Origin of the sequence: Andreprevotia lacus DSM 23236 (assembly GCF_900176275.1) — a bacterium.
Lineage (GTDB): Bacteria > Pseudomonadota > Gammaproteobacteria > Burkholderiales > Chitinibacteraceae > Andreprevotia > Andreprevotia lacus.
This window is the reverse complement of sequence record NZ_FWXD01000008.1, coordinates 16,168-37,365: the sequence shown is the minus strand read 5'-3', so window position 1 is coordinate 37,365 and position 21,198 is coordinate 16,168. Positions and strand designations below refer to the sequence as shown.

17 protein-coding genes are annotated in these 21,198 nt (G+C 63.1%); 3 read left to right on the top strand and 14 right to left on the bottom strand.

Annotated features, from left to right (window positions below; all coding sequences use genetic code 11):
* Positions 1-14: 14 nt before the first annotated feature.
* From B9A19_RS08040 to smc, 14 genes are all read right to left on the bottom strand, one after another.
* Positions 15-1,100: a CDP-glycerol glycerophosphotransferase family protein gene (locus tag B9A19_RS08040; protein ID WP_084090275.1), complete on the bottom strand. Its 1,086-nt coding sequence runs from the start codon at positions 1,098-1,100 to the stop codon at positions 15-17.
* A complete protein-coding gene (locus B9A19_RS23280) occupies positions 1,100-2,038 on the bottom strand; it encodes a WxcM-like domain-containing protein (protein ID WP_084090274.1) in 939 nt (312 codons plus the stop codon). Before B9A19_RS23280 ends, B9A19_RS08040 begins: the two co-directional genes overlap by 1 nt.
* Positions 2,035-3,132 carry a DegT/DnrJ/EryC1/StrS family aminotransferase gene (locus B9A19_RS08030; protein WP_084090273.1) on the bottom strand — a complete coding sequence of 366 codons (1,098 nt, stop codon included), beginning with the start codon at positions 3,130-3,132 and terminating at the stop codon, positions 2,035-2,037. Before B9A19_RS08030 ends, B9A19_RS23280 begins: the two co-directional genes overlap by 4 nt.
* Positions 3,119-3,853 carry a phosphocholine cytidylyltransferase family protein gene (locus tag B9A19_RS08025; RefSeq protein ID WP_084090272.1) on the bottom strand — a complete coding sequence of 245 codons (735 nt, stop codon included), beginning with the start codon at positions 3,851-3,853 and terminating at the stop codon, positions 3,119-3,121. Before B9A19_RS08025 ends, B9A19_RS08030 begins: the two co-directional genes overlap by 14 nt.
* Positions 3,850-4,644 (bottom strand): 3'(2'),5'-bisphosphate nucleotidase CysQ family protein, encoded by a 795-nt coding sequence (locus B9A19_RS08020; protein ID WP_084090271.1) that lies wholly within the window; start codon positions 4,642-4,644, stop codon positions 3,850-3,852. Before B9A19_RS08020 ends, B9A19_RS08025 begins: the two co-directional genes overlap by 4 nt.
* A gap of 1 nt (position 4,645) precedes the next feature.
* Positions 4,646-5,245 (bottom strand): gamma-glutamyl-gamma-aminobutyrate hydrolase family protein, encoded by a 600-nt coding sequence (locus B9A19_RS08015; protein ID WP_245804310.1) that lies wholly within the window; start codon positions 5,243-5,245, stop codon positions 4,646-4,648.
* Between the two features lie 5 nt (positions 5,246-5,250).
* A complete protein-coding gene (locus B9A19_RS08010; protein WP_084090269.1) occupies positions 5,251-7,566 on the bottom strand; it encodes a PEP/pyruvate-binding domain-containing protein in 2,316 nt (771 codons plus the stop codon).
* Between the two features lie 4 nt (positions 7,567-7,570).
* The gene (locus tag B9A19_RS08005) at positions 7,571-8,323 is read right to left on the bottom strand and encodes a class I SAM-dependent methyltransferase (RefSeq protein WP_084090268.1); all 753 of its coding nucleotides are present in this window, start codon (positions 8,321-8,323) and stop codon (positions 7,571-7,573) included.
* 36 nt (positions 8,324-8,359) lie between these two features.
* Entirely contained in the window at positions 8,360-8,893 is a 534-nt protein-coding gene (locus B9A19_RS08000; RefSeq protein WP_084090267.1) for an adenylyl-sulfate kinase, read from the bottom strand.
* 155 nt (positions 8,894-9,048) lie between these two features.
* Positions 9,049-10,104, bottom strand: a complete 1,056-nt coding sequence (galU, locus tag B9A19_RS07995) for a UTP--glucose-1-phosphate uridylyltransferase GalU (RefSeq protein WP_373278002.1) — start codon at positions 10,102-10,104, stop codon at positions 9,049-9,051.
* A 76-nt stretch (positions 10,105-10,180) separates the two neighbouring features.
* Positions 10,181-12,580, bottom strand: coding sequence for an NAD-dependent DNA ligase LigA (ligA, locus tag B9A19_RS07990; protein ID WP_084090266.1), 2,400 nt, complete (start codon positions 12,578-12,580; stop codon positions 10,181-10,183).
* A gap of 15 nt (positions 12,581-12,595) precedes the next feature.
* Positions 12,596-12,892 carry a YciI family protein gene (locus B9A19_RS07985; RefSeq protein WP_084090386.1) on the bottom strand — a complete coding sequence of 99 codons (297 nt, stop codon included), beginning with the start codon at positions 12,890-12,892 and terminating at the stop codon, positions 12,596-12,598.
* A 79-nt stretch (positions 12,893-12,971) separates the two neighbouring features.
* Entirely contained in the window at positions 12,972-14,252 is a 1,281-nt protein-coding gene (locus tag B9A19_RS07980) for a cell division protein ZipA C-terminal FtsZ-binding domain-containing protein (protein ID WP_084090265.1), read from the bottom strand.
* 48 nt (positions 14,253-14,300) lie between these two features.
* Positions 14,301-17,795, bottom strand: coding sequence for a chromosome segregation protein SMC (smc, locus tag B9A19_RS07975; protein ID WP_084090264.1), 3,495 nt, complete (start codon positions 17,793-17,795; stop codon positions 14,301-14,303).
* 147 nt (positions 17,796-17,942) lie between these two features.
* Between smc and B9A19_RS07970 the strand changes: the two genes are divergently transcribed.
* The 3 genes from B9A19_RS07970 to B9A19_RS07960 all read left to right on the top strand — a co-directional run bounded on the left by B9A19_RS07970 (position 17,943) and on the right by B9A19_RS07960 (position 21,121).
* Positions 17,943-18,350, top strand: coding sequence for a cupin domain-containing protein (locus tag B9A19_RS07970; protein ID WP_084090263.1), 408 nt, complete (start codon positions 17,943-17,945; stop codon positions 18,348-18,350).
* Positions 18,337-19,740 (top strand): glycosyltransferase family 4 protein, encoded by a 1,404-nt coding sequence (locus B9A19_RS07965; RefSeq protein ID WP_084090262.1) that lies wholly within the window; start codon positions 18,337-18,339, stop codon positions 19,738-19,740. The genes B9A19_RS07970 and B9A19_RS07965 overlap by 14 nt, the downstream gene beginning before the upstream one ends.
* A 166-nt stretch (positions 19,741-19,906) precedes the next feature.
* Entirely contained in the window at positions 19,907-21,121 is a 1,215-nt protein-coding gene (locus B9A19_RS07960; protein WP_084090261.1) for a cation:proton antiporter domain-containing protein, read from the top strand.
* Positions 21,122-21,198 lie beyond the last annotated feature (77 nt).

Genomic DNA, 21,198 nt, shown 5'->3' with positions numbered 1-21,198 from the left:
GAGAACTGTTCCGCTCAGAAAGCGTGATGAATATGGGGCCAGGATGCCACCGGGCCATCGCCGGTCAGCAAATGGCCGGCATGATCGGCAAAGAAGACTTCGCTGGCGCCGGGGTTGAACAACAGCCAGTCACGGAAATCGGCAATCTGTTGCTGCAGGAAACCGGCATGGCGCTGTGCCAGACGCAATCTGTTCACCAGATCGTCCTGCGAGCGCACCACCAGGCCGATATTCTCGCGCCGCTCGAACTGAATGCCGTACATGCCGGCTTCGCCAGCCACATCAGGTGCAAAGAACAGGGCTGGCCGACCAAACGTGAACGCGTAGGTGAAGCCCGTGCCGGATATGTCGGTCAGCATCAAATGTGTTTGCGCATAGGTATCGAAATAGTTGCCCGAACGATCCAGCTCGAAGCAAGGATGATCACCAAAGCGCGCTACGATGCGCTCGACTACCGGCTTGTCCTGATCACGCCAGGATTCCATGTGCGGGCGGAACACCACCCGCATGCCATCAGCCAGCATGGCCTCGACCAGCTGCTCGCCATAACGGTGCAGAATGGAGAATCCTTGGTTGATGTAATAGGCATGCGTGGGGGCGAACACCACGGTCAGCTCGTCCGGCGGCGTGAGGCTGGATGCGGCCAGCTGGCGGCGCTGGCCATCCAGCTTGGGATAGCCCAGCGGCATCAGCAATTTACGCTGCCAGCGGCGGTCATTGCCCAGTGCAACAAAATCATCAATGTGGTGGCGGCCTGCGCAGGCAATCACATCGTAATGGTCGAACATGGCACGGTCGTACACGCCATCCAGCCCGGTCAGCGACACCAGAAAGTGCACGCGGCGCGCACGGCGCGGGAAGTGGGCGTTTTGCCCCACATACGGTGTGAGGTAAAGATCAGCCTCCTGCTGGCCTACTGCTTCCAGCGGCACCTCGAACGCATATTCAACCCCCGGCGCCGGTGCCAGCGGGAACGATGCGGCCGGAAAAGCATTGAACCAGCGCACCCGCCAGCCGCGCTCGGCCAGCAAGGCCGGAATCTGCCCCAGATTGAGCACATGCGAAACGTGATAGCAGTAACACAGGACTTCACGGGACATCAGGCGTTTTCCTGCTCGCCAACCTGGGCGAGGAATGTGGCGTAATCGCGGATATAGTCATCCGCATCGTAGGCATGCGAGGCAAACACCAGCAATACGGCATCCGCGCTATAAGCATACTGGCTGGCCCAGGTCATTGCCGGCAGATACAGCCCGCGTTGCGGGCCATCGAGCACGAACTCCTGCCGCGCCTTGCCATCATCGGCCACCACACGCACGCTGCCGCGCACGCAGATCAGGAACTGCTCGCACGCCTTGTGCGCATGTTCGCCGCGTACGTCCTTGCTGGGCACGGCGAACACCATGAAATAGCGATTGGGAATGAACGGCACTTCGCTGGCGAAATTACCCACCGTCAGCGCGCCGCGCATGTCCTCGAAAATCGGAAACTCGCGCAACTGCACGCCGTGTACACCGGTATCGGTGGTGCTGCCCACGTGCGGGGCATGCGGCTCGGGCGATACGGCTGCATTGTTGGTGGCATAACCGACGATACGGCCCGGATTACCCACCACGATGGCATAGGGCGGCACCGAATGCGTAACCACGGCCCCTGCGCCCACCATTGCATACTGGCCGATGGTCAGCCCCGGCAGGATGGTGGCATTGGCGCCAATGGAAGCGTGATGCTCGATGCGCGTGGCAGCAAACGCTTCCGGATACTGCTTGCTGCGCGGAAAGCGGTCGTTGGTGAAAGTGGCATTCGGGCCGATGAACACATCATTGCCCACACGCAGGCCATCCCACAACTGCACGCCACACTTCACCGTGACCCGGTCGCCCAGCACCACGTCGTTCTCTATGAACACGTGATCGCAGATATTGCAGTCGGCGCCGATCCGGGCGCCGGGCAGCACATGGGCAAATGCCCATACGCGCGTACCCTCGCCCACGGTCTGGCTTTCACACAAACCGGCAGGATGAACGAAATGGCTCATGGTTGCCCTCCTTGTACGGTCTGCCGGCAAGCGGCAATCACCTGATCAAGCTCTGCATCGGTCAGTTCCGGAAAGCACGGCAAGGTCAGCAGCTCGGCAGCAGCAACCTCGGTCACCGGCAGGCTTGCCTGCATTGGCAACGCGGCCTGCTGATGATCCGGCACCGGATAGTGCACGTCGCTGGCGATGCCTGCCGCCGTCAGCGCGGCGCGCACTGCATCGCGCTGCGGCGCGCGTACCACGTACAGATGTCCCACATCGCCCTCGCCCGGCGCGGGCGGCAGCTGCCAGCCCAGCCCGGACAAGCCGGCGTTATAGCGCGCGATGATGGCGCGGCGGCGCGCGTTCCAGCCATCCAGATGTGGCAGCTTGCAGCGCAGGATGGCTGCCTGGATTTCATCCAGCCGGCTGTTGCGCCCGCCGGCCATGCCCACGTGGTATTTGCTGGTCCAGCCGTACTGGCGCAGCCCGCGCAGCCGGGCGAGCAGCCCGGCATCGCTGCTGACCACCGCCCCACCATCGCCCAGCGCACCCAGATTCTTGGTCGGGTAAAAACTGAACGCGGCCAGATCGCCCACGCTACCGGCCAGCTTGCCATTGCGCCGCGCACCGTGCGCCTGCGCGCAGTCCTCGATCACCGCGATGCCACGCGGCCTGGCAAACGCCACTACCGCCTCGACATCGGCCATACGGCCATACAGATGGGTAACGACGATGGCGCGGGTCTTGTCGTTAGTGGCCGCAGGCAACAGGCTGACATCCAGCAACATGCTGGCTGGGTCGATATCGACATAGCGTGGCGTGGCACCGACGGCATGGATCGCCGTGCCGGCATACATGCCGGCATTGGCTACCGTGACTACCTCATCGCCGGGGCCGATGTGCAGCGCGCGCAAGGCCAGTTCCAGCGCATCGGTACCGTTGCCGACCGCCACGCAGCCTGCCACGCCCAGATAAGCCGCAAATTCGGCCTCGAACGCCTGATTCTCCGGGCCAAGGATGTAGTAACCGCGCTGCAGCACGCGGTCGATGGCGACGCGGATTTCGCCATCCAGCGGCCCGTTGTGCCGGGCCAGATCGTTAATCGGCAACATGGCTGAAGTCCACCTCTGCATAAGCCGCCAGATCGCTGGCGGAGTCCACCTCACCCCACGGGCCAACCACCGGCACGGTACCGATGCGCCAACCAGCCGCCAGGCCGTGGCGCAGCAGCGACGTCATGTCCAGCTTGTCTGCCGTGCTGCCGCGTTCGTCCAGCAGCGCTGCCACGCGTTGCCAGGCATCCGGCGTGAACTTCAGGAGGCCCATGTACTGGCCTTCAATGGCCTCCACGCTGTCGCTACGCGCGCCGATCTCGGCCAGGCGGCCATCGGCATGGCGGCGGAAGGTTTCCGCATCGGCCAGCGGGTCATCAAAGCGTTTCTGCCACACAGCCAGCCAGTCCGGATCATAGGAAATGGCCAGTTCGTCACCGTTGGCGGCCAACGCGCGCACCGTGGCAGCGGAATAGAAAATATCGCTGTAGCTGACGATGCAATCATCGGCCTCCAGCCAGCTGCGTGCCTCGGCCAGGGTGCGCACCATATTGGTTTCGGCCCAGCGCGGGTTCTCGAAGTACTGCACCGGCTCGGTAAAACTGGCAGCGCTATAACCCCGCACGATGGCAATCTGGTTGATGCCAGCGGCGCGCAATGCAGTCAGTTGCCAATCCAGCAGGCGGCGGTCATGCAGGCGGGTAAAGCACTTGGGTTGTTCGGCGGTCAGCTCGCCCATGCGGCTGCCGCGGCCAGCGGCAAGAATGATGGCTCGGGTCATGTCGGGTAACTCAGTTGATCCAGCTGCACATGCGGTGCAGCGGCAATGAAATGGGGGTTACGCAGGCTTTCGGTGTTGTAGCGCATGGGGACCAGCCCGGGCAGTGCACGCAATTGGCAGCCGCACGCCTGCAACAGCGCGTCACCGGCGGCGGTGTCCCATTCGCTGCTGCCGGTAAAACGCGGGTAGATATCCACTTGCCCGGCCACCAGGCGGCCGAATTTGAGCGCGGAGCCTATGGCGACAGCGGGCGGATTGCCATTGAGCGCGGCAAAATCGCCTGCCTGCGGCACGTCGTGATGGCGACTTTGCGCCAGCGCCCTGCCGCCCCACGGTTGCGGCAAAGCGGTGCTGTTGCCGCGCACCGTGCACCAAGCGCCCACGCCGACCGCGCCGTAATACAGCTCGTCGATGGCCGGCGCGTAAATCACGCCATGCGTGGCCCGGCCCTGCTCGATCAGCGCGATGTTGACGGTGAACTCGCCGTTGCGGTCCAGAAAATCCTTGGTGCCGTCGAGCGGATCAACCAGCCAGAAGGTCGTCCAGTGCTGGCGCTGCGGGTATTCGATGGGCGTTTCTTCGGACAACACCGGCCACGGGAACGCCAGTTGCAGCTCGCGCAAAATCACCCGGTTGGCAGCCAGATCGGCTTGCGTCAGCGGCGAGCCATCGCCCTTGGTCTGTACGCCAAGGTCCTCGCGCGCATAGACCGCCATGATGGCATCCCCAGCCAGGCGGGCAATGCGCACCAGTTCGGCTTCGATGCGGGCGTGGTCGTGGCTGGATTGCATATCAGGCAAAGTGCTGTTCAATCAGCGTGCGGTCAAGTGCGGTGGGCACGGCTTCGCGCTCCGGATGCCACATGATGCCCAGCACGCGCTGGCCGTGATGACCGGCCGCCTCTACGCTGCCATCGGCCGCATGGGCCAGCGGGCGCAATACGTCGCCCTGCTCGGCAATACCCCAATCGTGATAGCTGTTCACCTCGGCATCGAGCACCAGATCGCGCAGCAGGCCACTGACCTGATGCCGCGCTGCCACATGCCCTGCTACGCGCTGCAGGCTGCCACCAAAGTAATGCACCATCATCTGCAAACCACGGCAAATGCCCAGCACGGGCTGATGTTCGGCGAGGGCAAGATCAAGCAAGGCGCGCTCGGTATTGTCCCGTTCCGGGCTGCTGCCACCGTATGCGCTCAGATCATTGCCACCGGAAAGCACCACGCCGTGCGGGCGCACCGCCCGCCAGAGTTCGGCCACGAGTTCAGGCCGGTTGGGCACCGGTACCGCCAACAAACCACATTCAGCCAGCAAGTGCACCAGACGCTGATCAAGCGCATCGCGGCGTTCATCGCGCCCGGCGATGACGTCAACCCGCTGGCTGACCAGCACCGGCCTCAACGCAGCACCTCGACGCGACGATTGGCGCAATCGATATTCAACATACGGGCTGCCGACCATTTGCCATACAGTACCTCGCCCGAACCGATCACCGCCGGCAGACCCAGCTCGTTGGCACGGATGGCCATGTGCGAGTTCACACCACCATAGGCAGTGATGAAGCCGGCAATATCGTGCGAGAACAGCCAGTCAAAGCCCGGATCGGCGCTCGGAATGGCCACTATGGCACCCACCAGATGATCCCGGTCCTTGTACGACACCACCGGCGCGGTCACTTGCCGCTGGGTAATGAAATTGGGTTCGGTGGCCGGCATTTCGAACGCAAAAGCATCTTCGGCACGCGTCAGCAGCGGCGGCAGCACAATCTGACAGGTTTCGGCATAGCGCTTGCGGCCCCGAGCAATGCTTTCGCCGATCAAGGCCACCGGATCGACCCCGGCCGCGTGAAGCTCATACACGCACTGGATATCGGCATACGCCATGTCCTCCAGCGAGAAACCATGCTCGCGGCCCAGCTCGCGGAACAGCGACATCGCGTCGGACAGGTTGCGGCAGAACACGAACTTGGCGTATTCGCGCAGCTCGATGCCGGCTTGCAGGAAGTCGAACAACCCCACCACATCGTGCGTCAGTCCATGCTCGGCCAGCAGCTTGCTGATGGCGCGCATCTGCGCCAGCGACAAGGCAAATGGCGATGTAGGCGTATGCTCTGCCACCTGGCGCTGCCAATCAAAATAAAGGTCCGGCGCTTCGTCGTAACGTGGCGACAGCAAGTCATAAGTGCCTGGCCGCAAATGGCCGTACTTGGCAAGGAAGGTGGTGCGATCCAGTTGCACCAGATCGCGCGTCATCTGCCCGCTGACGGTATCCAACCCGTTCATGAAGGCATCGTAATTGGCACGGTCCAGCACGCCTACCGACACCAGCGAGCGCAGCATCTGCACCGCAATGAAGCCCGCACGCGCCAGCCCGGCAAACGGCAAGGTGCCATAGCGCTTGCAGTCTTCCAGCAGCCAGTAGATACGCGTCACGCGATCGATATCGGCGGCAAGAATTTCGTCGCGACGTGCGGCCAGCACGGCCAGCTTGTCGCGGTCCGAGCGCCACAGGCCGGTTTCGTTATCGACGATGCGGTTGGTCAGATTGCGCAGGCTATCGGCCAGACGCTGGCGCTCGGCCTCGGTGAAACCAGCCTCGGCCAGCTTCTCCAGCCGCTGCGGCAAATCCAGCGTGTAGCACGAGAACACGATCTCGAATTCGACCTTGTCGTGCAGATTGGGCGCGGCCAGCAAGCGGTCGACGTAGTAGTTGACCAGCTTGTCGGCCAGCGAGCCATCGATATCGCGCGGCACGAAGGAATTGAAGCTGACCCGCACATCGATATACGGCAGGCCATGGAAATGCAGCATCAGCGGAAAGCTGCGCAGATTGCGGTAGCCGTAGTTATGCCGCTGGTAGGCCCAGATACTGTCCGTCACCAGTTCTCTATATAAAGACAGTGACAGCGGCTTGGGGCGCACCCCGATGATTTCGGCCGGATTCCAGTCCGGCATCACACCATACACGGTGCGCCTGCCATGCAGAAAGGGCTGCGGCCGCACGCCCTGGCCGATCTTGGCGCTGATGTGCTCCAGCATGCGGTAGTGGCCAGCCGCCTCGACCTCGGGCGCGGCCAGCAGCAAGGGGCGCACCTGCAGCAGCACCAGCTCGCCACCATCGGTTACGGCAAATTCGATATCCAGCGCAGCGGTGCCAAACACCTCGCCCAGCTCGGCAATCATCGCCACCACGCCAGCCAGAAGCCCGGACTGCGGTGGCGCCAGGTGATGGATGTAAAACGTCTTGAGCTGGTTGGACTGCCCGGCCGTCACGCTATCGGTGCGGCTGCTGCTGTCGTCGTAGTTGAGCACGTAGTACGGGGCACCGGTGGCCGGGTCCAGCCCGAAGGCCACACCCGCCATCTGCACCCGCGCCAGCATGGGCTGCACGAACACTTCATTGGCCGGATTGATGCTGCCATCGGCCTCACGCATGGAGGCCAGTACGGTCTCGATGGCTTGCGGCAAGTCATCGGGTACAACGTGCAAGACCGATTCGAACCGGCCCGCGAGCGATCCGGCAGCACTGTCCTCAGCCTGCGCGCTGCTGCGCACGGCCATCTCCGGCCAGCGCGCAGCGCGGATTTCAGCGAGCAAGGCATCTGCATCTGTCTGCCAGCGCGCGACGTCAAAAAGCCGCTGCGGCAGCAGCCGTGCGCTGCGCAACACGGGCTGCAATGCTTCAAGGGTACGTGCCTTGCTCAGGAACTGCATGCAATCAGTCCTTCAGTTGCGCTGCCCACAGATTGGTCACGTAGGGGATCGGGATGCTGTCCACACCCAGACCACGCAGATAAGCGGCAATGGCTTCGACCACCGCAGTGAAGCGGTCACCCGCCTGACGCTGCAGGGTGGCGTGCGAGCGCCAGGCCTCGATGCAATCTTCAATACCCTGCTGATGCAGCACCTTGCCTTCAATGCGGTGGACAGGGCCGAACAGGCCGCTGGCATTGATGACGTCGGTCTGGTCTTCACGACGCGTGCCGTAGCCATAGCCCTCGACATGCTCGCGGATGATGGCCTCAATGCGCGACTGGATCGGATCATCCAGATCGCGGTGGTTCCACATGCAGGCAAACCAGCCACGCGATTTCAGGATGCGCTGGGTTTCCTTTAGCGCTGCCGGGCGGTCGGTCACGTTGAACGACGAGCCAAAGGTCACCAGCGCATAAGCGTGATCCGGCTGGCCGGTATGCTCACCCGTGCCCTCGTGCCAGCGCACATTGCCCAGTGCCTCGGTACGCTTGATGCCGTTGGCACGCATCGCGTCGTTCGGCTCTACTGCCACCACCTGGAAGCCGCGCGCAGCCAGCATCAGGGTCAGGTGCGCCACGCCGGCGCCCACGTCGCAAACCGGGTCGCCCGCCTTGACGCCAGCCAGCTTGACCAGATCGTCAATCGCGCTGTCGGCATAGTCGGGCCGCTGCAGATAAGCGTCAGCGAGTGTGGTGTAGTCCCATTCGGTTTTCAAGGCAGCGCTCCTGGATAAATTCAATGGTGCCGTGGCTTACGCCACCGGCCCGCCGGGCTGTGGCAAGGTAATGCCCAGCGTGGAAAGAATATGCTCGGCCAGCTGTGCCGGGGCCGTTTGAGCATCATTATGGATAATCACGTCGGGATTGGTAGGCAGCTCGTAAGCCGGGTTAAGCCCGACCACCTCGTGCGATGCTGCCGGATCGGCATAAAAAGCGCGGCGCTCGAACAGATGATTCTCCGGCGCAACGACATAGACCTCGCTATAACCATCGATATTGCTGCGATTCCAGTGCCGCACTGCAGCGAACATCGAGACCGTTGCACACACCACGTCTGCCCCCTGGTCATGCAGCATCTTGCACAGTCGCGCATAGCACATGGCCAGATGGCGCCGCTCTTCCACGCTATAGCCATGCTGCCCGCCAAATACCTCGCGCAGGCGGTCGCCATCAAGCAGCACCGCACGGCGGCCAGCCGCCAGCAGGCGCTCATACAGCGCCGTGCCTATGGTGGTCTTGCCGGCACCAGCCAGACCTGTCACCCAATAAACCCGGGCATCAGCCATGGCAACCCCATGCAAATGAACTGGCCTTGCGCACTACGCGGCGCTGCAGCGCCGGAACGACGGGCATGCGTTTGTCTCTCCCTTGTTCATTGCATCTTAAGGAATAAAAAAGGGCGGTGCCAGCAGGCCCGCCCCTCTGTTTGCCTAAGTGTTGATTACACGCGGCAAAAATCTTTCAGATATGCAGCAAATTCGTCACCGACTTCCGGGTGCTTCAGGCCGTACGCCAGGGTGGCCTTCAGATAGCCCAGCTTGGAGCCGCAGTCGTAACGCGTACCCTTGAGCTTGTGCGCCAGGATGTGTTGCTCTTGCATCAGCGCGAAAATGCCGTCGGTGAGCTGGATCTCGCCGCCCTTGCCCGGCTGCACATGCTGCAGATGATGGAAAATGCGCGGTGTGAGGATGTAACGCCCCACCACGGCCAGATTGGACGGTGCTTCTTCCGGCTTCGGCTTCTCGACGATATTGCTGATGCGCAGCTTGCCGTTCACGTCGTTCACTTCGACGATGCCATAGGAGCTGGTGTCCTCGTGCGGTACTTCTTCCACGCCCAGCACCGCGCAATGCGTATCGCCGAACACTTCGACCATGCGCGCCATTTCGGAGTTGGTGCCGCCATCAATCAGGTCGTCGGCCAGGATCACCGCAAACGGCTCGTCGCCCACCACCGGCTGTGCGCACAGCACCGCATGGCCCAGACCCAGTGCTTCTGGCTGGCGGATATAGATGCAGGTGACCGACTTCGGGATGATGGACTGCAGGATATCCAGCAGCTTCTGCTTGCCCTTGGCTTCCAGCTCGTTTTCCAGCTCGTAGGCCTTGTCGAAGTGGTCTTCGATGCTGCGCTTGTTACGGCCGGTGATGAACACCATTTCGGTGATACCGGCATCCAGCGCCTCTTCCACGGCGTACTGGATCAGCGGCTTGTCCACCACCGGCATCATTTCTTTCGGGCTGGCCTTGGTGGCGGGCAGGAAACGCGTGCCCATGCCGGCAACCGGGAATACCGCTTTACGTACCTTCTGCATCGAATCAGTCCTTGCGAGGGGTTGAGCCAACAAGCCAAGCCGCAACGCAGCGCCACGGACCTGATCGGCCTGGCGCTGGGCGAGTTCATCAGGCCATTGCGAAACGGCCGAGCGCCCGAGTCCGAGCGCATCGGCCAGCCGCGTCTGGCTGCCGAACAAATGGATGGCTTCCTGCTTATTCATCGCAGCCATGTTTATTCAAATGAACAAACCCGTCAAGCACGAATTCCCGGAATGTGAAGTTTAAAAATTTAAACAATTACACACCAAGCAAGCTACGCAGGCCGGCTTCATCCAGCACTGGTACGCCCAGTTCTTCGGCTTTGGCCAGCTTGCTGCCGGCCGCTTCGCCCGCCACCACGTAGTGGGTCTTTTTCGATACGCTGCCCGACACTTTGCCGCCAGCCGCCTCGATCAACGCCGCAGCTTCGTCGCGTGACCAGTTGGGCAAGGTGCCAGTGAGCACAAAGGTTTTGCCATCGAACAAGCCTTGCGCGTCACTTTGTGCCGGCAGTGCCGTCAGCAGTTCGTTACGCAATTGCTCAAGCTGTTCGAGCTGCTTACGTTGCTCTGGCACAGCCAGCCATTCGGCCAGCGCACCCTTGACCTCGGCCGGCAAGGTCAGCGCATCAATGCGCGCGGCATCGGCCTGTGCCAACACCGCCAGCTCCACGCCCTGCTCCAGCAACTGCTTGGCACGGGACTCGGTCAGCTTGGGTATGCCGGCCGCGACCAGCAGCACCAGCGGTTCAAGCTGGCTACGCAGCTTGGTGCTGGGGGCGTGCTCATCGTTAGGCGCCACACCGGCTGCCAGCAAGGCATCGAGCGCTTGCTGGTTCTTGGCCTCGGCAAAGAAATCGGCAATCGACAATGCCACGGCATTGCCGATATCGGGTAGCACGCGCAGCAGCGCGGCCGGCGCGCGACGGATCAGCGCCAGTGATCCCAGCCAGTCGGCCAGCGTCTTGGCGGTCGATTCGCCCACATGGCGTATGCCCAGCGCGAACAGCAAACGCGCCAGCGGCGGTTGCTTGCTGGCGGCAATGCCCTCCAGCAGATTGTCTGCCCACTTGGTGGCCACCTTGCCGGCCAGCACGGTGTCCGGCGTGGCGCCGTCGCGCTCGTCGGCGCGGCGCTTCATGTCCAGCAAGTTTTCCAGGGTGAGCGTATAGAGGTCGGCAATGCCATGCACGTAATCCAGTTCCACCAGATTATCGATATAGCGCTCGCCCAGACCTTCAATGTCCATCATGCGGCGGCCGGCAAAGTGGCGGATGGCCTCCTTGCGCTGGGCCGAGCAGAACAGGCCGCCCGAGCAACGCGCAATCGCCTCGCCCTCTTCGCGCACCACGTGCGAGCCACACACCGGGCACGCCTTGGGCAGCTCGAACGGCGCATAGCGCGGCACACGCGCCGGTTCGGCAAACATGTCGGCCGCCGGCTGCTCATCCATCGGTCGCTGCTCCAGCACCACGCTGACCACCTCGGGGATCACATCGCCGGCACGGCGCACCACCACGGTATCGCCCACGCGCACATCCTTGCGGCGCACTTCGTCCTCGTTGTGCAAGGTGGCATTGGTCACGGTCACGCCACCAACGAATACCGGTGCAAGGCGAGCCACCGGGGTGATGGCCCCGGTACGGCCCACTTGCACATCGATGGCTTCGACCGTGGTCAGCGCCTCTTGTGCCGGATATTTGTGCGCCACCGCCCAGCGTGGCTCGCGGGTGCGAAAACCCAACTCACGCTGTTGCGCCAGGCTATTGACCTTGTAAACGATGCCATCGATATCGAATGGCAAGCCATCACGCTTTTCGCGCATGCGGCGATGAAAGCCAACCAGCCCCGCACCGCCCTGCACCACGTCGCGCTCAGCACAGACCGGGAAGCCGAACACTGCCAGCGCATCCAGCAAGCCGGAATGCGTACGTGGCATCGCGTCCCAGCCCACCACCTCGCCCAGCCCATAGGCGAAGAAGGACAGCGGCCGCTGTGCGGCAAGCGCCGGGTCGAGCTGGCGCACCGCGCCTGCGGCGGTATTGCGCGGGTTGACGAAGGTCTTGTCGCCACGCTCGCGCTGCCGCTCGTTCAGCGCCTCGAAATCATCGCGACGCATATACACCTCACCACGGACTTCCAGCACAGCCGGCGCATTGCCGGTCAAACGCAGCGGGATCTGCTTGATGGTGCGAATATTCTGCGTGACGTCCTCACCTGTCGCCCCGTCGCCGCGCGTAGCGGCCTGCACCAGCACGCCGCCTTCGTAACGCAAACTCATCGCCAGTCCGTCGAACTTCAGCTCGGCCGCGTATTCGACTGGCGCATCGCTCTCCAGCAAACCCAGCTCGCGCCGCACGCTGGCATCGAAGTTGAACGCACCGTTCTCGGTCACATCAGTTTCGGTGCGGATCGACAGCATGGGCACCACATGCGTCACCGGCTCGAAATGCGGCAGGATGATGCCGCCCACGCGCAAGGTCGGCGAATCAGGGGTCTTGAGCGCAGGATGGGCCGTTTCCAGCGCCTCCAGCTCGCGGAACAGCCGGTCGTATTCGGCATCTGGCACTGTGGGCAGATCAAGCACGTAGTATTCGTGCGCGTAACGGTTCAGTAGCTCGCGCAGCTCGGCCGCGCGTTGTTCAGGAGTCAGGGTCATGGGTGTCCCGGCGGCTTAGACCGCCACGTTGCGTTCGGGGAAGGCCTTGCGCCAGCGGAAGATTTCCACGCTGGCACGCAGGCCGCAGGTCCAGAAAGGGTCGGTTTGCATCCAGTCGCGAATCGCGGCCTCGCTATCGGCTTCGACGATCCACAAGCCACCTTCTGCGCGCTCCGCAGCCTCGGGCCACAACGAGCCAGCCACCAGCACTTGATCCCGGTGCTGTTCCAGCCAAGCCAGATGCGCCGCCAGCACCTCATGGCGCAATGCAGCGGTATCGGGTCGGTCATGAAAGCGGACGATGTAGCGCATGATCAACAGGTTTTTGGGCTGTGGAATGCAATGCGCCGCTGAAAACAGCGGCGCATCAAGGTTCAACGGAACAACAGCATCAGGCAAACAGGCGCAGCGCCGCCATCGAGCCCGGCGCAATGCCACGGTCATCCATGCGGGCATAGATGCCGGCCAGCTGCTTGCGGATATTGGCCAGACTGGCCGAAGTCAGCGGCTTGCCGTTGTCGTCCACCAGATCGCCAGCCAGCGTATTGGCCAGTGTGTGGGCAAACTCGTTCAGGTAGTCAAACACGGCCAAGCCACCTGCCACGCGCGGCACGTCGAACAGCAGCGTCAGCCCTTCCGAGGTCGGGCCAAACGGGCGCTGGTTCTGGTTGGACAGCGTAAACAGGGTCTTGCCCGAATCGCTCTTGTAGTGGAACAGGCCATCACCGGCGCGCGCCAGCCCGGCCTGCTCGGCCAGTGCACGCACCTTGTCCATGGCAAACGGTTGCGTTACGGCCAGGATGTTCAAGCCGATCAGCACATCAACATCGGCGCAGAACGCATCCAGATCGGCAGCGGCCTGCAGCTTGGCGCTGCGTTGCGGGAAGGTGACGACAGCTTCGAAATCATCGGCGAACTGCTGCACGCCCATGCAGAATGCATTCAGCTGTTCTTGTGTCAACGCGCCCTGTCGGTCAGCCAGTTGCAGGCCCACGCGCAGCTCGGCAAACGACGAACGGCTGTTGGGGGTAACGATCTCCCACTGGTCATCGACATTCAGGCCGATGATTTCCACGCGCTTGCCGGCGGGCAAGGTCGGGATATCTGCGGCTGCAATCAATTCACCAGCATGGATTTCAGCAACGAAATCGAGCTTGGGATCAAGCTGGCTGGTGGCCAGTACCTCGACATCTTCGCCATCCAGCGAACCACGCGCCGGCGCCGGTTCACGTACGGCAATTTCGCGTACCACGGGCTCACGCATGACGGGTTGAGGCGCAGGGGCCGGCTCGCGCACCACGGGGCGCACTGGTTCCGGCACAGGCTCGGGCGCCCGCACTGGTGCAGGTGCCGCAGTGCGTACCGGGGCCGGGGTGTTCACGACGGGGATGTCATCGTCGAGATCATCATCGAAGTCGTCGGGCACGCCGGTGGGCAGTTGCGGCTCCTGCCGCGCTTCAGTGCGCGGCGCGGCCACGGTCGGCTCCAGCCGCGTGCCGGCGGCACTGCGCACCATGTTCTTGGGCGTATCCAGCAAAACATCGGGCTGATTGCGGGCAAAGGCCTTGTTGGCCTGCTTGCGGTAGCGGTATTCCTGCCACCAGTTGAATCCGTATACGGCGGCGACCAGCGCGCCACCGGCAATCAGTGAACCCAGTTGCAAATCGGTCATGGTTGTCTATCGGTCGATTTGAGGGGAGTTATTCGTAATGGCATTAGGTCAGGCGGGCACGGCATCACGCATTTCCAGCGCGGCTTCGATATCCACAGAGACCACCCGCGACACACCTTGTTCCTGCATGGTGACGCCCACCAGCTGCTCGGCCATCTCCATCGCCAGCCGGTTGTGACTGATATAGAGGAATTGCGTGCGATCGGCCATTTTTTTCACCAGTTCGCAATAGCGCAAGGTGTTCGCATCGTCGAGCGGGGCATCCACCTCATCCAGAATACAGAAGGGCGCGGGATTGAGCCTGAACAGCGAGAATACCAGACTCAGCGCCGTCAGTGCTTTCTCGCCGCCGGAAAGCAGGTGGATGGTACTGTTCTTTTTACCGGGCGGCTGCGCCATGATCTGCAAACCGGCGTCCAGAATTTCGTCTCCGGTCAGTACCAGCTCGGCGTGGCCACCACCAAACAACGTGGGGAACAGCTCTTTCAGATTGGCGTTGACGGTGTCGTAGGTGTCCTGCAGCAGGGTGCGTGTTTCCCGGTCAATGCGGCGGATGGCCGATTCCAGCGTTTCAATCGCCGCGTTCAGGTCGGCCGCCTGCGCTTGCAGATAGCCAGCGCGCTCGCGCGCTGAATTCAGTTCTTCCAGCGCGGCCAGATTGACCGCGCCCAGATTGTTCACCGCCTGGCTGAGCCGGCCGATTTCTGCGGTCAGGGTAGATATCTTCACCCCTGCGCCCAGCTTTTCACGCAACACCGCCTCATCGGCACCCGCTTCGGCCAGTTCTTCGGCAAAGCGCTCCAGCGCCAGTCTTGCTTCCTGTTCTTTGAGGCGTGCCGCGCTCACCTGCTCGCGCGCCGGTTCCAGACCCAGCTCGATACGCTGTTTTTCCGCCTCGCGCTCGCGCATGGTCTGCGCGTAGCCATTCAGCGCATCACGCGCCCGTGCCAGTGCCAGTTCCTTTTCGCTGCGCAGGTTCACCGCCTGCTGGAAATCGACGTCGAACTCGCCTTCGTCGATCTCTTCCAGCTCGATGGCCAGCGTTTCGGCGCGCTCTTCCTGCACTGACTGTTGGGTGTCCAGCTCTTCCTGCCGTCGCGTCAGCTCGCCACGGCGTGCATCGGCTGCCTGCACGGCAAACCGTGCTTCCTGTGCATGGCGTTCGGCCTGACGCAAGCGGCTGCGTTGCAGCTCGCACGCGGCTTCGGCCTCGGATTTGGCCAGCCGCGCGTTGTCGAGTGCTTCTTCCAATGGCAGCAACGCGTCACTGGCGTTATCAATCAATGCCTGTGCTTCGTCCTGCGCCAGCATTTCCTCTTCCAGCTGCTGAGCAATCAGTTCGCGTTCGTCCTGCAGCTGCGTGCGCTGCGCCTGCGCCTGGCGGTTGGCTTCTTCGGCACGCGCCAGTTCGCGCTCCACCTTGCCGGCCTGATCGCGCTGCTGCTGCAGTGCGGGACGCAGACTGCGCAGCTGTTGCTCTCGTTGGGCGAGTTGTTGTTCGGTTGCAGCCAGCTGTTCGTCCAGCGTGGTCAAACGTGGCGTCAGTTGCTGCAGTTGCGCTTCTGCCTCATGCAGCGCTTGCTTGCGTGCCACCAGACCGTTGCCGGCCTCGTTGCCGCCGAAATGCAGCGCCATGGCATCCAGTCGGTGGCCCTGCGGTGTTACCAGCTGCACACCCGCCGGCAATAGCGCGCGCTGCGCCAGCGCTGCCGGTATATCGGCCACGCAGTAAACGCCAGCCAGCCAGTGCCTCAAGTGTGCCTGCCAGCGCGCGTCGCGGCAGCGCACCTTGTCCAGCAACGGGGACAAGCCCGGCACCATTGACGGTACCGACGCATTACCCGGCAAGGCCAGCATTTGCCGACCCGGCGCTGCGTCGTCCGGCACAGTGTCCGCCCAGCGCGCCAACAAGCGCTCGCCCAGCAGGGCTTCCACTGCATCGGCCCATTCCGGGTCTACATCCAGCGTATCGAACAAGGGTGGCAGCGCATCCAGCCCGTGCCGCTGCAACCAGTCGGCCAGCGGCTGGTCATCATCCTGACGCAGCATGTCCTGCAGTGCAGCGATCCGCGCCGACAGCTGCGCCACATCAACACGCACCTGCTCGCGCTCGCTGCGCAATGCAGCCTGCTGCTCGCGTCCGGCCTGCTGGGCGGCCTCGGTATCGGCAATGGCCAGCGTACTTTCTTCAATTTCCAGCGCCAGCGTGGCAAGTACTTCACGCTGCTCGCCCAGTACATCGGCATCGCCCTGCCCCAGCCGCGCCAGCTCGCCATCCAGTCTTTCCTGACGTGCCTTCAGGGTGGTCAACGTTTTCTGCTGGTGGGCAATCTGCTGTTGCGCCAGTTGCGCGCGGGAACGCGCTGCGGCCAGCGCATCGCGCGCCGATTGGAATGCCGTATCGGCATTGCGCAGCGCAGTTTCCAGCTCGGGCAAGCGCTGGTTTTCTTCCTCGAAGGCCAAGGTGGCCTCTTCGGCGGCAAACTGGCCTTCCTCGTGGCGGCCCGCCCACTCTTCGTGCTCGCGCACCAGCTCGCTGCGGCTTTGCGTCAGCCGCGCCAGATCGGCACGCACACCAGCCAGCTGCTGGGTCAGCCGTTCGCGCGTCTGGCGCAGGTGCAGCAGTTGCTGTTCCAGCCGGGCCACACCGGCGTTGGCGTCATACAGGGCACCCTGCGCATCGTGCAGCGCATCGCTGGCGGTGAAGTGTTCTTCGCGCAGCGTTTCCAGCGCGGCTTCCAGCGCGCGCAGCTCTGCCAGTTGTGCTTCGAGCGCGTTTTGTGCAGTGTCGATGTCGCGGCGCGCGTTCTCGACGTCGCGCGCGGCATCCAGCTTGCGTTGCAGCGCCAGCAGGTTCTGCTTCTCGGTAATGCTGTCCTTCAGTTGCTGGAACTGTGCCGCGACCTCAGCCTGCGCCTGCAGTTTTTCCAGCTGGCGCGTCAGTTCCTGCTGGATGTCGTCCACCCGCGCCAGGTTGTCGCGCGTGTCGGCCAGCCGCGATTCGGTCTCCTTGCGGCGCTCCTTGTATTTGGAAACGCCGGCAGCTTCTTCCAGAAAGTGCCGCAGCTCTTCGGGCTTGGATTCGATGATGCGGGCAATCATGCCCTGCTCAATGATGGCGTAGCCGCCCTTGCCCACCCCGGTGCCCAGGAACAGATCGGTAATGTCGCGCCGGCGCACTTGCAGGTTGTTGATGTAGTACGACGATTCGCCCTGCCGCGTCAGCAGGCGTTTGATGGATATCTCGGCATACTGGCTCCACTGCCCTGCCGCCAGCCCCTCGGCGTTATCGAACACCAACTCGACCGAGGCCCGGCTGACCGCCTTGCGCGTGGTCGAGCCATTGAAAATGACGTCCTGCATCGATTCGCCGCGCAACTGCTTGGCCGACGATTCGCCCAGCACCCAGCGTACCGCATCGATCACGTTCGACTTGCCGCACCCGTTCGGCCCGCAAATAGCCACGCGCTGGCCTGGAACATGAATGCTCGTAGGGTCAACGAAGGATTTGAAGCCGGCCAGCTTAATGTGAGTAAGGCGCACTGAGGGTGACTATTGCGTTGCGTGCGCTGATTGTAGCGGTGGCGAGGCCGGACGCGAAGCGCAACACACCTGCTGCACGGGCGCATGCACACGGTCTATGCTGATGCAGCAGGCTGCACACACCACCATCCAGATGGAATCAGACCCATGCATATCCCGGCAGACAAGGTGATCTACCTCCCGCCCGGCGCTGGCCGCAGCTACAAGCTGGGCGGCATGCGCAGCGTGTTCAAGGCAGATGGCACGGAAACGACAGACCGGTATTCGATCTCGGAATGGTGGCTGGATGCCGGCCAGGCAGGCCCCGGCGCGCACGTGCACGACAGCAACGACGACATCTTCTACGTGCTGGCCGGCACCATCACCTTCCTGGTCGACGAGCAGGAAATCGACGCAGGGCCAGGCAGCTTTATACGCGTACCTGCAGGCATAGTGCACGACTTCTGCAACCGCAGCGGGCAACAGGCAGGCATGCTCAACATTTATATCCCGGGCGGTTTCGAGACCGACATGCCGGACATCGTGGCGTGGTTCGAGGCCCATGCCCAAGGCTGATGAAACGGCGCAAGCCCGCTTGCGCATCGCCCTCATCCTGACCGAATTCCCGCCTCACTATGGTGGCATGCAAACCCATGCGGCACACCTGGCCGCTGCATTGCATGCACGCGGGCACCAGATCCGTGTGTATACCTATCGCAGCAATGGCGACGCAGAGCTTGCCGATGCAGAATCGCATGATCGCAGCACGCCTTATCCCGTGCAGCGCGTGCTCAGCCGCATCGGCTACTGGTTCAATCACGCCTTGCTGACACGACAGCTGACCGACGAGCCCTGCGATCTGGTTTATGCCTCCAACGTCTATTACGGTCTGCTGGGGCCGGCGCTGAAGGTGCCGGTGATCTGCCGCTCGGTCGGCAATGATGTGCTGCGGCCATGGATCATCTACCCGTTTCGCCTTGGCAGCGGCGTGAGCGCCTGGCCTTGGCTGGAATCCACGCTGTATCGCCTGTTCCGCCGCTGCAACAGCCCCGAGTGGATAGAAGCGCTGTTGCGCCGGGCACGCAGTACGCTGATGCAAGGCAATGCGCGGGCAGCCACGCACATTCTTGCCAACAGCGCCTACACCACGGCGCTGCTGCAATCGGTCGGTGTTCACCCTACCCGGCTGCAACAACTGCCCGGCGGCGTCGATTGCGCCGCGTTCGCACCGCCCGATCCTGCCACGCGCGATGCCCTGCGCGCGGCACTTGGCCTGCCACCCGGCACCTTCGTGCTGTTTACGGCTTGCCGGCTGGTGGCAAAGAAAGGCGTCGATTTTTTGCTGCAGCAGATGCCGACCGTACGCCAGCACTGGCCGGCGGCAAGGCTGCTGATCGCCGGCGACGGACGCGAACGCAGGCGCTGCGAGGCGCTGGCACAGCAGCTTGGCATTGGCGACGCGGTAACCTTTCTCGGCCGCCTGCCGCACGAGCAGCTGCGCCGCTACTACTGGGCCTGCGACGTGTTCGTGCTGGCCAGCCGCATCACGCGCAACCGTTACAGCGGCCAGTGCGATGCCGAAACCATGGGGCGCGTGCTGTGTGAGGCCAATGCTGCCGGCGCACCGGTACTGGCCAGCAACTCCGGCGGCATCCCCAGCGTGATCCGCCATAACGACAACGGGCTGCTGTTTGAAGCAGACAACGCCGCCGACCTGCTGGCCCAGTTGCAACGACTGCATGATGATGCCCCACTGCTGCAGCGGCTGCGCGAGCGGGGGCTGGAGCGGGCGCGCAAGGAGTTTGACTGGCCGCACATCCTGCGTGCTCACGAGCATGCCTTTGCTGCCACACGTGTGGATGAGGCTGGCAAGCACGCGGCTGCGCTCAACACACAGGCCGACACCTTGCCTTCTTTTTTGTATGCTGTCGGGGAACCAAGCGGCGCGGATCAGGCTCAGCCATGAGAACCGTTCGCAAAATCCGGCCGGCAGCTTTGCACTCACCCGCCCTGGGTTCACGCGCTGTCCTCGCGTGCTTTGCCAATACCGCCACACCGAGCTCGGCCGGCAAGCCCAGACCAACCTGCGGCCGCAGCGATCACCACGCCCTCGCCACTGAAAAAGGATATCGATGCATCACGACACCCCCTTGTTGAACATGCTGGTTGGCGGCTTTGGTCTCGCCTTCGTACTGGGCACGCTCGCGCACCGGCTGAAACTGCCGCCGCTGGTGGGCTATCTGTGTGCCGGCGTGCTGGTCGGGCCGTTCACGCCCGGTTTCGTCGCTGATCAGGGGCTGGCCAACGAGCTGGCCGAAATCGGCGTCATCCTGCTGATGTTCGGCGTGGGGCTGCACTTTTCGCTCAAGGATTTGATGGCGGTGAAGTGGATCGCCATCCCCGGTGCCGTGGTGCAGATCGCGATTGCCACCCTGCTGGGCATGGGCATGGCCTGGGGCATGGGCTGGCATGTGGGCCAGGGGCTGCTGTTCGGGCTGGCCTTGTCGGTTGCCAGCACGGTGGTACTGCTCAAGGCGCTGGAGGACCGCAATGTGCTGGAAAGCCCGCAGGGCAAGATCGCCGTAGGCTGGCTGATTGTCGAAGACCTTGCCATGGTGCTGGCGCTGGTCTTGCTGCCGGCATTGTCCGGTCTCCTGGGCGGCAAGGCCGTTGAAGGCGCGGCTGGCACCAGCATCGCCATGACCCTGCTGATCACGCTGGCCAAGGTGGCCGGCTTCGTGGCCTTCATGCTTATCGTTGGCCGCCGTTTCATTCCGTGGATGCTGGAACGCATCGTCTGGTCCGGCAACCGCGAGCTGTTCCGGCTGGCTGTGCTCGCCACCGCGCTGGGGGTGGCTTATGGCGCTGCGGTGACGTTTGGCGTGTCGTTCGCGCTGGGCGCGTTCTTTGCCGGCATGGTGCTGGCCGAATCCGAATTCAGCCACCGGGCTGCGCAAGAGTCATTGCCGCTGCGCGATGCATTCTCGGTGCTGTTTTTCGTATCGGTGGGCATGCTGTTCGACCCGCGCGTGCTGCTGAACGACCCGTGGGCGGTGCTGGGCACCGTCGCCATCATCGTGGTGGGCAAATCAATTGCCGCGCTGGGCATCGTGCTGGCGTTCCGCCACAAGCTCAATACCGCGCTCACCATCTCGGCCAGCCTGGCACAGATCGGCGAGTTCTCGTTCATCCTCGCCGGGCTGGGCATGCAGCTGGATTTGCTGCCGGCACGCGGTCACGCGTTGATCATTGCCGGCGCGATCCTGTCCATCCTGCTCAACCCGCTGATTTTTAGCGTGGTGGATCGCTTCAAGCGGCAGGAGCCGGCACCGCAGCCTGCGCAGTAATGTGCGGCGGCAGCGAACCGTCGCCCTCGCTGCGCAGCACCTGCGAAATCACCACGCGATAGCCCTTGAGACATCGG